The following is an 11638-nucleotide window of genomic DNA, read 5'->3' as shown; positions in this document are numbered from 1 at the left end:
AATTCTACCCGGTTCCCTTGTCCTGGCGCGCGGAGACACCGGCGGTCAGGGCATAGCGCATCGCGTCCTCCAGCGAGAGACCCAGTGGCTCGATGCGGTCGCGCGGCAGCATCAGGGTGTAGCCGCCGATCTGGTAGCTCATCGGCATGTAGACCGCGATCGTCTCCGGGCCACCCAGGTTTTCCGGAAGCCCCTCGAAATCCTCGCGGGTGACAAAGCCGACCAGCTTGAAGTCGCTGCCCGGAAAGGTCACCAGCACGGCCTGCCCGAAGCGCTGATGGATGTCGCCGGAAAGGAGATTCGTTACGTCGCGCACGGTCCCGTGGATGGTCTTGACCACTGGGATGCGCTGCATCAGCGATTCCACCCAATCGAACAGGCCGCGCACCACATAGGCCTGCAGCAGAACGCCCAGCGCGAACACGAGCCCCAGCCCGGCCAGGATGCCCAGGCCCGGGAAATACAGGGCATCGGGCAGGATCGCGCGCAGCAGCCCGCCCAGCACCGTCTCCGCCGTGGTGCCCAGCCACCAGAGCAGGGCCAGGGTGATGACCAGGGGCAGGATGGCCGCCAGGCCGGTCAGGAAGGTCCGGGAAATCTTGCGCACCTGCAGTCTCCATCCTAGGGAAACACTGATCAATGTACACGCTCGCGCTCGCGCTCGAGTCGCTTTTGCGTGCGAACAAGGCGCGGTGAGCGCAGTGTAGCCGAGCTACATAAGCGAGCCGCAACGCCGTACGCACGCAAAAGCGGCCGAGCCCCTGCTGTTCAATGGTTTGTGGGGTTGGCACCCCAGGTTCCCCGATCCTGCGTTGCGCCGCTTGCGGGTAGAACCACCACTACCCGCTGCACGACGCTCCTTGTCTCGGAAAACCTGGGGTACCAACGCGAGCGTGTACATTGATCAGTGTTTCCCTGGGGGGAGGCCCCGATGCTATCAGTTTCGGCCGCGTAGGCGGCGCAGCGCACTTTGCGGCGGCTGGCGGGTCTATTCTTCACGATCGGGAATAGTCGGGGGTGATTGCCATGCAGGGATGGAAACCATTGGGTGTGGTGCTGGCGGGTCTGGCGATGGCCTTGGCCTTCACGACGTCGTCGCCGGCTGGCGAGCCGGCGGCGCCCGAGGACTACGAAATGCAGCCCGAGGCCGTGGCCCCCGGGGTCTACGCCGTGATGACATCGGCGCGCGATTTCCCCAGCCGCGAGAATCTCGGCTGGAACGCGAACATGGCGTTCGTGGTGACCGACGAAGGTGTACTCGTGTTCGATACGGGCTCGTCCGAGACCATGGGCGTGGCCCTGCGCGAGGCCATCCGCGAGGTGACCGATCAGCCCGTGCGCTGGATCGTGAACAGCCACAGTCATGGCGACCACTGGCTGGGCAATCATGCGTTCGCCGAAGACGAGCCGGAGATCATGGCCGGCCCCGAGGCCATCGAGCGTATGGAGGCGGAGGCCGAGACCTGGGTCGAGAACTTTCGCGAGATGACCGATGGTGCGACCGGCGATACCACACCATTGCTGCCGAACAAGCCCGTGGACGAGCGCGTCACGCGAGTCCTGGGCGGTACCGAGGTCGTCATCTTTCCCTCCGGCGGTGCCCACTCCCCGGGTGACCTGATCGTCTGGTTGCCGCAGACGAAGATCCTGCTGGCCGGGGATGTGGTGTACAGCGATCGCGCGCCCTCGGTCTGGGATGGCGATGTCGCGCAGTGGATCGAGCTGCTGGACGAGCTGATCGCGCTGGAACCCGATGTGGTCGTGCCCGGCCACGGCCGGCTCGAGGGGGCGGAGACCCTGCCGCGCCTGCAGAACTATCTGGTCACCCTCTGGGATGCGATTGAGGAGGGCGTGGAGCAGGGGCTGGCCGACTTCGAGACCGTGCCGCTCGTGCGCGAGCGCATGGCGGACATCCTCGAGGACTACCCGGGCTTCGAGGACAAGATCGACCGCTCGGTCGCCACGACCTACCCCGACGTCGAGGCCGCGGTGTTTTGAGGCGCGCGGCCGGAGTCAGAACTGCCAGGTGGCGTGCAGCGAGCCGAACTCCGCCGCGCCCTTGGCCTGGCCGCTGAACTCCCGCGAACGCCACACATGGGTGTAGCCCAGGCGCACCCCGCCCACATGGAACACGAACCCGGCGGTCAGTTCCCCCACTGCTGGGTGCTTGTCCACCGAGGGCCCGTCGCGAAACAGCGGGCCGTCCAGGAACAGGTCATAGGCCATCAGCCGGGTATCTACCCCCGCGAACAGATAGCCGCCCATGGAGCCGACCGTCTCGAAGGTATGCGAACCCGATAGGGCCGGATTGATCCGAGGCGGGCCGTAGTCGCGTGGCAGGTTGCGGCCGGCGCGCACGATTGCACCGGCGTTGGCGAAGGTGAACGGGCTGCCCACGGTCGCGCCCCAGTGTGGCGTCAGGTCCCAGCCCCAGCCGCCCTCGGCGCGATGCGAGCGCCCGCGTAGCTGGCGCTCGTAGCCCACCATCAGGGTTGCCTCGTTGCCGATCTGATCGTCCCAGCCTTGTGGTTGCGGCGCGCTGGACCAGCTGTGGACTTCCTTCTGTGTGCGGTCGGCCAGCGAGGCGGGCCCGACGGTGCCCACGGTGACCTGCAGGCGGTCCAGGCGGTCGCCATGATCCTCGGCCAGGCTGAAGTTCAGGTACAGCCAGCCGGCGTAGGGACGGTCGTCCGGGTCCGCGGGCGAGCGCTCGATGTCCTCCGGGGTGTACATGTTCTGGCCCAGGTGGATGGCCGATTTCAGGCGCCCGCGCTCCTCGCGATCGACGAAGTAGGGCAGGGCGTCCGCGACCCGCTGCAGCCAGGGGGGTACGCGCTCCTCGCTGCGCGTCCAGCCGATGCGGAAACCATTGGTGTAGTAGCGGTCCTCACCGGCGAACAGGTCGTTCTCGAACTCGAAGTGCAGCGCGTCGACGCCGCGCTCGGCGGCGGCCGGCGCTGCTGCGAGACCCAGTGGGACAGCCAGCGCGCCGGCCAGGGCAAGGGCCGCTCTCCCCGGGCGGGTTTTCGGGGGCTTCCGGTATGATCGACGCATGGACCTCTCCAACCAGATCATCTTCCTGGCGGCCATTGTGCTGTTGGGCAGCATCCTTTCGAGCGTGATCACCTCGCGGCTGGGTGTGCCCCTGCTGCTGGTGTTCCTGGTGATCGGCATGCTGCTCGGGCCGGAGGGCCCGGGCGGTCTCGAGGTGGAGAATATCACCCTGGCCTATCTGATCGGCTCGGCCGCGCTGGCGATTATCCTGTTCGACGGCGGGATGCGCACTCCTGCTCGCAATTTCCGTATCGGGTTGAAACCGGCCCTGGGACTGGCCACGCTCGGGGTGCTCGTGACCTCGGGCCTGACCGGAGTGTTTGCCGTCTGGTGGCTGGGGCTGTCCTGGCTGGAGGGGCTCCTGCTGGGAGCGATTGTGGGATCCACCGACGCGGCTGCGGTGTTCTCGCTGTTGCGTTCGCGCGGGCTCGAACTGAAAAGCCGTGTCGGCGCCACCCTCGAGATCGAGTCCGGCTCCAACGACCCGATGGCGATCTTCCTGACCATCGTGCTGATCGAGCTGTTGCTGATGCCCGACCAGCAATTCGGGGTGGTCGTCGCCATCGAGTTTGTCCAGCAAATGGGGCTGGGGGCCTTGTTTGGTGTGGCGGGCGGTTTCGCCCTGCTGGCGCTGATCAACCGGGTGCCGATGGCGGGCGGGCTGTACCCGCTGTTCGCGATGGCCGGGGCACTGGCCATCTTCGGCCTGACCGGCCTGGTGGGCGGCTCGGGCTTTCTGGCCGTGTACCTGGCAGGGCTGCTGATCGGCAACCGCCCGCTGGAGGCCTCGCAGAACATCAAGCGCTTCCACGACGGGATCGCCTCGCTGGCACAGATCGGCATGTTCCTGATGCTCGGCATGCTGGTGACGCCCTCGGGGCTGCCCCCGGTGGCACTGGATGCGGGGCTCGTCGCCGCGGTCCTGATCCTGGTTGCCCGGCCCCTGGCCGTATGGCTGTGCCTGTACCCGTTCCGCTTCCCGTGGCGCGAACAGGTCTTCATCGCCTGGGTCGGTCTTCGCGGCGCGGTACCGATCATCCTGGCGCTGTTCCCGCTGCTCGCCGGGCTGGAGCTGGCGGGCTACTTCTTCCACGTCGTGTTCTTCGTGGTGCTGATCTCGCTGCTGGTGCAGGGCTGGACCGTCGCGCCCTCGGCGCGCTGGCTGGGACTGGAGCTGCCCCCGACCACCGCGCGGGTGCAGCGCACCGAGCTGGACATCCCCGGACAGCAGGAGATGGAGCTGGTCGGCTATCGCCTGGCCGAGACCACGCCGGTGGTGCGCGAGGCGTGGTCGAACTTCCGCCTGCCGGGCAGTGCGCGGGTCGTGGCTCACCTGCGCGAGGGCAAGCTGCTGGACACGCTCGAGCTGCTCGATCTGCATGCCGGCGACCACCTCTACATCATGGTCGCCCCGGCCGATCTGCATGACCTCGACCGCCTGTTCGTCCCGCAGGACCAGGTGCCGGAACGCCTGACCGAGCAAAGTGTGTTCGGGGAGTTTGCCCTCAATGGCGACGCCCAACTCGGGGCGGTCGGCATGGCCTACGGCGCCCCGGTACCGCCCGAACACCAGGGCGACACCCTGGAGGACTACCTGCGTCGTGAACTCCAGGCCGAGCCGGTCGTCGGCGACGCCGTCGACCTTGGCCCGATGCGCCTGGTGATCCGCGAGATGGACGGCGCCCGCATCACCAAGGTCGGCCTGAAGCTGCGCCACTGATGCCGTCGATGCCGTCGATGCCGGAGGCCGGACAGGGGGCTTGCTTGATCAGATCCGTATGGATCGCATTTGCGGCTTCAATTGAGGTGGGGGCTTTGATATAAGAATCAAAAGCAGGGTGTGACAAATTTCATACTTTTGGGCCGCCTGAGGCGCTGGGCGCGCACGGCGAGATGCCAAGAAGACGAAGGGGGGAGCGGGCCGGGGCGTCCGGAATGGGCCGGGCGCCCCAGTAGTGAGCGAAGGCTCCCCGGCCGCGCAGCGGCTATTTGCCGAGCATGGCCTTGAGGCCGGCCAGGTGGGCCTGGGCAGTGAGCTTCTGGGTCTCGGGATCCGGCGGCCTGGCGTCCGGCCATTCGAGGTGTTCTTCGGGCAGCTCGTCGAGAAAGCGCGAGGGCTCGCATTCGAGGGTCTCGCCGTAGCGGGTCCGGTTCTGGGCGTAGGTGATCAGCAGGGTCTGCTGGGCACGGGTCAGCCCGACATAGGCGAGCCGCCGCTCCTCCTCGATGGAATCGTCCTCCACGCTGACCCGGTGCGGCAGCAGCTCCTCCTCGAAGCCGACCAGGCAGACATGCGGGAACTCCAGCCCCTTGGCCGTGTGCAGGGTCAGTAGTTGCACGGACTCGTCGCCGTCCTGGGACTCCCGGTTGCGGTCGAGAATGTCCATCAGGCTGATGCGGTTGACGATATCGGCCAGGTCCATGGTCTGCGCGTCGTCTGCCTCGTCGTCGCCGTACTCCGCGGTGGTGTTGCCGCCACCCATGCGCCCGACCCAGTCGATGAACTCGCGCACGTTCTCCATGCGTCGGGTCGCGGCACGCGGGTTGGAGCTGTTCTCCAGCAGCCAGGACTCGTAGTCGATGTCCTCGACCAGGGTGCGCAGCAAGGCGTCCGGCGCTTCGTCCTCGCCGCGGCGCTGGAAGCCGTCGACCCAGTCGGTGAAGCGTTCCAGGCGTGCCTGCGCCCGGGCGTCCATGTACTCGGACAGGCCGGCCCCGCGCGCGGCCTGCAGCAGCGAGGTGCCACGCTGGTTGGCGTAGTGGCCGAGTTTCTCCAGCGTCGCCGGGCCGATCTCGCGGCGCGGCACATTGACCACGCGCAGGAAGGCGGTGTTGTCGTCCGGGTTGGCGAGCAGGCGCAGATAGGCGACCAGGTCCTTGATCTCGGCCTTCTCGAAGAACGACTGCCCACCACTCAGGCGGTAGGGGATGCCCTGCTCGCGCAGGAGCTTCTCGAACAACCGTGACTGGTGGTTGCTGCGGTAGAGGATGGCGAAGTCGCCCCAGCCCGCGTTCAGGCGAAAGCGCCGGCGCATCAGTTCGGAGACTACGCGCGCGGCCTCGGTGTCGGCGTCGGAGCAGCCGATCACCTCGATCTTCTCGCCCGCGCCGAGCGCACTCCACAGGCGTTTCTCGAACACATGCGGGTTGTTGGCGATCAGCGCATTCGCGGTATGCAGGATGCGGTTGGTGGAGCGGTAGTTCTGCTCCAGTTTGATCACCTCCAGGCGCGGGAAGTCCTGCTGCAGACGCGCGAGGTTTTCCGGGCGGGCGCCGCGCCAGGCGTAGATCGACTGGTCGTCGTCGCCGACCACCGTCAGGCCGTCACTGACGCCCACCAGCAGGCGCACCAGCTGGTACTGCGCGGAGTTGGTGTCCTGGTATTCGTCCACCAGCAGGTGGCGGATGCGGTCCTGCCAGCGGTTGCGCAGCTCGGTGTCCGCGCGCAGGCAGTCCACCGGGCGCTTGATCAGGTCGTCGAAGTCCACCGCATTGTAGGCGCGAAGGGCATCCTCGTAGCGCGGGTAGAGATTGGCCGCGGCGGTCGCCTCCGGGGCGTCGCTCATCTGGCTGGCCTCGTGCAGCGCCTCCTCCGGCGTCATCAAGTCGTTCTTCCAGCGGCTGATGTGGCCGATCAGGGCGTCGACCTCGGAGCCGGTATCGTCGCGGTAGGTGATCTCGCGCAGCAGCGAGCGGCAGTCGCCCGGATCGAGGATGGAGAAGCCCGCACGCAGCCCGGCCGCGTCCAGTTCGCGGCGCAGGAAGTTCAGCCCGAAGGTGTGGAAGGTGGAGACGCCGAGCCCGCGCGCCTGTTCCTTCGACAGGCGTCCCTGGACGCGCTCGCGCATCTCGCGCGCGGCCTTGTTGGTAAAGGTGATCGCGACAATCCGGCGCGCCTCGAGCCCGCGCTGCTCGATCAGGTACGCGATCTTCTCGGTGATCACCCGGGTCTTGCCCGAGCCCGCTCCGGCCAGGACCAGCAGGGGGCGGTCCGTGGTGGTCACGGCCGCCTGTTGTTGCGGATTCAGGTCGGACACAGGGTTGCGACTTCCTTCACGAAAAGAGGGCGGCGCGTAAACTACCCCAGTGCGTGCGCCTCATAAAGTGTGACCGTCCCTGGAGTGCCCTTTGGCAGTCGGTATCACGGACCGAATCACGAAAGAGACAAGGAGCTCGCATGCATTTCACGCAATGCATTCCCGCCGCCCTGCTGATCCTGCTGGTGGCTCTGGGCTCGCTTGGCATCGCTGGTTGCGCCACTATGGAGGGGTTTGGCGAAGACGTGCAGGATGCCGGTGAATCCATTGAGCGACAGGCCGAAGACAACTCCAACTGACCCGACCCTGCGTCAGACGGGCCTGCCCCGGCTGACCCAGTTCGACTTTCATCAGCACCTCCTGGAGGTCCCGGGTCCGGCGGTGATCCTGTTTACCCGCCGGGGCTGCGGGGCCTGCAAGGTGATGGGCCGGGTGCTGGAGCAGTGGCAGGCCGAGCCCGAAGCGCCCGCCCTGTTCGTCGTCGATGCAGAGATGGATACCGCGCTGGTGCGCGAGTTCGAGGTCTTCCACCTCCCGGCCCTGTTCGTTTTCAATGCCGGTGCCTACCACGGCCGCCTCGAGGCCCCGCCACGCCTGCCGTTGCTGCTCGAGGCCCTCGCGGCCTGCCTGCAGCGCCCGCCCGAGGAGGCCCCGTGACCGAGACTATGATCGTCGATCGCGACTGGTGGCCGTCGGCCCAAGTGCTTGAGAGCCCGAACCAGGACGCACGCCCTGCGGGGATGGAGCCCGAGTTGATCGTCGTGCATGCCATCAGCCTGCCGCCGGGCACGTTCGGCGGGCCGCACGTGGCCGAACTGTTCCAGAACCGGCTCGACCCCGGTGCCCACCCCTACTTTGCGCAGATCGCCGATCTGCGCGTGTCCGCCCATGTGCTGATCGATCGGGCGGGGGTGGCGACCCAGTTCGTGCCGTTCTCCCGGCGGGCCTGGCATGCCGGCGCCTCGCAGTGGCGTGGCCGCGAGCGCTGCAACGATTTTTCCATTGGCATCGAACTCGAGGGCACCGACGACGATCCGTTCACGCCGGTGCAGTACGCCGAGCTGGCCCGTTTGATCGGCTGGCTGCGCGAACGCTTTCCGGCCATTACCCCGGATGCGCTGGTGGGCCACTGCGACATCGCCCCCGGGCGCAAGACCGACCCGGGCCCGCATTTCGACTGGGCCTGGCTGGAGGCCTGCCTGAGCGAGGACACGGCATGATTGTGGATCTGTTGCGACACGGCGAACCGGAGGGCGGGCAGCGCTATCGTGGGCATGGCTGCGACGACCCGCTCAGCGCGCAGGGGTGGACGCAGATGGAACACGCGGTGCGTGACGATGACGGCTGGCAGGCGGTCGTTAGTTCGCCGATGCACCGCTGCCGGGCGTTTGCCGAGCGCCTGGCGGACGAGCGTGACCTGTCCCTGCATCTGGAGCCGGACCTGCGCGAGGTCGGCTTTGGCGACTGGGAGGGACGCACACGGGTCGAGCTGCAGCGCGAACGGCCGGAGGAATACCGGGCGTTCTATGCCGATCCGGTCCATTCGCGGCCGGCCGGGGCGGAGCCGCTGGGCGCCTTTCGCCGGCGGGTGGAGGCGGCCTTCGAGACCACGGTCGGCGGCCAGCCGGTGGAACGAGTGCTGGTGATCGTGCACGCCGGGGTCATCCGTGCGTTGGTCGGCTGGGTGATGGGGGTGCCGGACGAGCGGCTGTTCCAGCTGGAATGCGAGTATGCGAGCCGGACCCGACTGCATCGGCATCCGACGCGCGGCTGGCGCGTGATCCACACCAACCGCCTGCCGTGATGTGCGGAGGACGCGTTCCGGTTTGCACGTATGCGCCGGAACGGGAGAACGTCTCCGCAAGGAACTAGCTGGCGCGGCTCTTGCGCTTGGGTACAGCCTTCACCGACAGGTAGTAGCCCTTGTCGAGGATCTCGAACAGGCGGTCGATGTTCGGGTGTTTGCCCGGGTTGGCGCGGGCATCGTCGGCATGGCTGCCGTACATCAGCAAACCGGAGTTGGCGGCCTTCGGGCCGATGCCGCCGTAGTCCAGCGCCAGCTGGTAGTAGATCTGCAGCGACAGGGTCTGGCCGTCCACGTTCTCGATGGTCGCGCTCGGGTTGTAGTCCTCGCCGAACAGTTCCAGGCGTTCGAGATTGCTGACGTCGGGCAGCTTCTTGGGCATGTCGGACTCCTCGAAAAGATGGCGGCATTATCGGGGCATGCCGGGGCCGGGACAACCGCCGACCGCTTCCTGGCCAGAGCCGCTGGGGGCGGCATGCTAAGATAGCTCCTTTTTTTGAAGGGGTAGCAGCATGCAGCAAAGCGCGTTTATGGAGGCCGCCCAGGCCGCCGCCGATGCCGCGGACAAGGTCATTCGTCACTACTACGCCGCCGGCGTCGATGTGGAGACCAAGCCCGACGACACGCCCGTGACGCGCGCCGACGTGGAAAGCGAACAGGCGATCCGCCAGGTGATCCGCGAGCGCTTCCCGGATCACGGCTTCTACGGCGAGGAAACCGGCCAGTCGGACATGGACTCCGACTATGTCTGGCTGATCGACCCGATCGACGGCACCAAGAGCTTCGTGCGCCGCTACCCGTTCTTCTCCACCCAGATCGCGCTGATGCACAAGGGCGATCTGATCCTGGGGCTGTCCAATGGCATGCAGTTCGGCGAGCGCGCCTGGGCGGAAAAGGGCCAGGGCGCCTACCTCAACGGCGAAAAGATTGCCGTCGCCCCGACCACCGAGCTGGGCCGCGCCTCGCTGTCCACCGGGAACCTGAAGACCCTCGCGCAGAATCCCGAAGGCTGGGCGGCGCTGGGCGGGATCATGGCCGAGGTCAATCGCACGCGCGGCTATGGCGACTTCTACCACTACCACCTGCTGGCGCGCGGCAGCATCGACCTGATCATCGAGTCGGATGTGAACATCCTCGATATCGCGGCGCTGGCCGTGATTGTGCGCGAGGCGGGCGGGACCTTCACCAATCTGTCTGGCGGCGAGCTGGACCTGCAGACCACCAACGTGCTGGCGGCCGCGACGCCGGAACTGCACCGCACGGCGCTGCAGCGCCTCGGCTGGAAGGGCTAGATCGGTCGATGATTGCGCACACGCCCGTGCAGGTGGCGGGCGTGTGCCGGGTCCGGCGGGGTGAGTTAGCGCTGGGCGCCGTTCCCGTTTCCGTTCCCGTGGCCGTTCTCGCTGATCAGGCCATGGGCACGCAGCTTCTTGCGCAGCGTGGCGCGGTTGAGCCCCAGAAGCGCCGCCGCCCGGCTCTGGTTGCCGTTGCAGCGCTCCAGCACGCAGGCCAGTAGCGGGCGCTCGACCTCGTTCATTACGAGCGCATAGAGGTCGTGACTACTCTGCCCGTCCAGCGTCTCGAAATACTGGTCCAGCGCATTGCGCACCGACTCGGCGAGTACGCAGCCCGACGCGAGGTTGCCGGATGATACCGGTTCCCCGCTTTGTTCTTGTTCTAAAGAGGGTACGTCCATCCTCATGCGGCCTCGCTTGTGATTCCTGACAGAATGGCGCGCAGGCGCCCAAGCTGTTCACTAGCGGTAGTGGCGGCGAGAAGGGAAGCCCGTGCCGCCCGGGTTGGGTCCTCCCCGAGACCCATGTGCTGAAGATACCAGCCCAGGTGCTTGCGCGCGATACGCACGCCCTGCATTTCGCCGTATTGCGCATGCAATGCCTGCAAATGCTCCTCGATCAGCGCAAGAAGCGTATCCCATGCCGGGTCGGCTGGCACCGGTTCGCCGGCCAGGGCGGCGCGGATCTGGCCGGGTAGCCAGGGGCGCCCCTGTGCCCCGCGCCCGATCATCAGTCCGGTCGCGCCGGTGGTTGCGAGCGCCCGGCGCGCACTGTCGATGTCGACTACATCGCCGTTGGCCAGCACCGGGATGGAAACGGCGCGTACCACACGCGCGATGGCCTCGTAGTCGGCCGTGCCACGATAGGCGTCGGCGCGGGTGCGCCCGTGCACGGTCAGCATCGCGATGCCGCAATCCTGCGCGATGCCCGCGATGGTCTCGGCGTTGATCCGCTCGCGATCCAGCCCCAGGCGCATCTTCAGCGTGACCGGGACCTCGACGCTTTCCACCAGTGCGGTCAGCAGCTCGCGTACCCGCCCCGGTTCCCCCAGCAGGGCCGAGCCTGCGGCCTTGCTGCAGACCTTCTTGGCGGGGCAGCCGAGGTTCAGGTCGATCACGTCCGCCCCGCGGCGCACGTTCTCGCGCGCGGCCTCGGCCAGCGGTTCGGGTTCGTTGCCCAGCAGTTGCACGATGCGCGGGCGGGGTTCCTGGCGGTGGTCCAGCCGGTGCCGGCTCTTGTCGCTGCCCCACAGGCGCGTGTCCGAGGTGACCATCTCCGAGACAGCCGCGCTCGCGCCCAGGCGCCGCGCGATCAGGCGCAACGGCCGGTCACTGACACCGGCCATCGGGGCCAGGAACACGGGTGGGCCGGGGAAATGGTGGGGGCCGAGCTGCATGCGGGATTTCGAACCAGCAGGGTAAAACCCGAGAGTCTAGCAGCGTTGAGCG

13 protein-coding genes are annotated in these 11638 nt (G+C 67.3%); 7 read left to right on the top strand and 6 right to left on the bottom strand.

What is annotated here, in order from left to right; translation table 11 throughout:
* Window positions 1-4 precede the first annotated feature (4 nt).
* A complete protein-coding gene (locus C936_RS0100385; RefSeq protein WP_018174880.1) occupies window positions 5-607 on the bottom strand; it encodes a DUF502 domain-containing protein in 603 nt (200 codons plus the stop codon).
* 443 nt (window positions 608-1050) lie between these two features.
* Between C936_RS0100385 and C936_RS0100380 the strand changes: the two genes are divergently transcribed.
* On the top strand, window positions 1051-1998 hold the full coding sequence (locus C936_RS0100380; RefSeq protein WP_018174879.1) for an MBL fold metallo-hydrolase: 948 nt from the start codon (window positions 1051-1053) through the stop codon (window positions 1996-1998).
* A gap of 15 nt (window positions 1999-2013) precedes the next feature.
* Here C936_RS0100380 and C936_RS0100375 read toward each other — a convergent pair whose 3' ends face one another.
* Entirely contained in the window at window positions 2014-3054 is a 1041-nt protein-coding gene (locus tag C936_RS0100375; RefSeq protein ID WP_018174878.1) for a lipid A deacylase LpxR family protein, read from the bottom strand.
* On the opposite strand from C936_RS0100375, the gene C936_RS0100370 reads away from it, so the two are divergent.
* Window positions 3053-4774 (top strand): potassium/proton antiporter, encoded by a 1722-nt coding sequence (locus C936_RS0100370; protein WP_018138947.1) that lies wholly within the window; start codon window positions 3053-3055, stop codon window positions 4772-4774. The two genes, C936_RS0100375 and C936_RS0100370, sit on opposite strands and share 2 nt — an antisense overlap.
* Window positions 4775-5039: 265 nt before the next feature.
* On the opposite strand, the gene C936_RS0100365 is transcribed toward C936_RS0100370, so the two are convergent.
* Complete coding sequence (locus tag C936_RS0100365) at window positions 5040-7091, bottom strand: UvrD-helicase domain-containing protein (protein WP_018174877.1); 2052 nt, start codon at window positions 7089-7091, stop codon at window positions 5040-5042.
* Window positions 7092-7231: 140 nt separating this feature from the next.
* Between C936_RS0100365 and C936_RS0100360 the strand changes: the two genes are divergently transcribed.
* Genes C936_RS0100360 through C936_RS0100345 form a run of 4 tightly spaced genes read left to right on the top strand, consistent with a single transcriptional unit; the run spans window position 7232 to window position 8895 of the window.
* Complete coding sequence (locus C936_RS0100360; protein WP_018138949.1) at window positions 7232-7390, top strand: entericidin A/B family lipoprotein; 159 nt, start codon at window positions 7232-7234, stop codon at window positions 7388-7390.
* 31 nt (window positions 7391-7421) lie between these two features.
* Window positions 7422-7748 carry a co-chaperone YbbN gene (locus tag C936_RS0100355; protein WP_081601210.1) on the top strand — a complete coding sequence of 109 codons (327 nt, stop codon included), beginning with the start codon at window positions 7422-7424 and terminating at the stop codon, window positions 7746-7748.
* Window positions 7745-8311: a 1,6-anhydro-N-acetylmuramyl-L-alanine amidase AmpD gene (ampD, locus tag C936_RS0100350; RefSeq protein WP_018174876.1), complete on the top strand. Its 567-nt coding sequence runs from the start codon at window positions 7745-7747 to the stop codon at window positions 8309-8311. The genes C936_RS0100355 and ampD overlap by 4 nt, the downstream gene beginning before the upstream one ends.
* Entirely contained in the window at window positions 8308-8895 is a 588-nt protein-coding gene (locus C936_RS0100345; RefSeq protein ID WP_018138952.1) for a histidine phosphatase family protein, read from the top strand. The genes ampD and C936_RS0100345 overlap by 4 nt, the downstream gene beginning before the upstream one ends.
* A 64-nt stretch (window positions 8896-8959) precedes the next feature.
* On the opposite strand, the gene C936_RS0100340 is transcribed toward C936_RS0100345, so the two are convergent.
* Window positions 8960-9277, bottom strand: coding sequence for a DUF2322 family protein (locus C936_RS0100340; RefSeq protein WP_018174875.1), 318 nt, complete (start codon window positions 9275-9277; stop codon window positions 8960-8962).
* 130 nt (window positions 9278-9407) lie between these two features.
* Here C936_RS0100340 and C936_RS0100335 point away from each other — a divergent pair, with 130 nt between their 5' ends.
* The gene (locus C936_RS0100335; protein ID WP_018174874.1) at window positions 9408-10187 is read left to right on the top strand and encodes an inositol monophosphatase family protein; all 780 of its coding nucleotides are present in this window, start codon (window positions 9408-9410) and stop codon (window positions 10185-10187) included.
* Window positions 10188-10252: 65 nt separating this feature from the next.
* Here C936_RS0100335 and C936_RS0100330 read toward each other — a convergent pair whose 3' ends face one another.
* On the bottom strand, window positions 10253-10591 hold the full coding sequence (locus C936_RS0100330; RefSeq protein WP_018174873.1) for a helix-turn-helix domain-containing protein: 339 nt from the start codon (window positions 10589-10591) through the stop codon (window positions 10253-10255).
* A gap of 2 nt (window positions 10592-10593) precedes the next feature.
* A complete protein-coding gene (dusB, locus tag C936_RS0100325; protein ID WP_018174872.1) occupies window positions 10594-11586 on the bottom strand; it encodes a tRNA dihydrouridine synthase DusB in 993 nt (330 codons plus the stop codon).
* Window positions 11587-11638: the final 52 nt, after the last annotated feature.

The organism is Thioalkalivibrio sp. ALJ4, from assembly GCF_000377225.1.
Taxonomy (GTDB): Bacteria; Pseudomonadota; Gammaproteobacteria; order Ectothiorhodospirales; family Ectothiorhodospiraceae; genus Thioalkalivibrio.
Note: the sequence above shows the minus strand (reverse complement) of the source record. Positions and strands in the feature narration are given on the sequence as shown.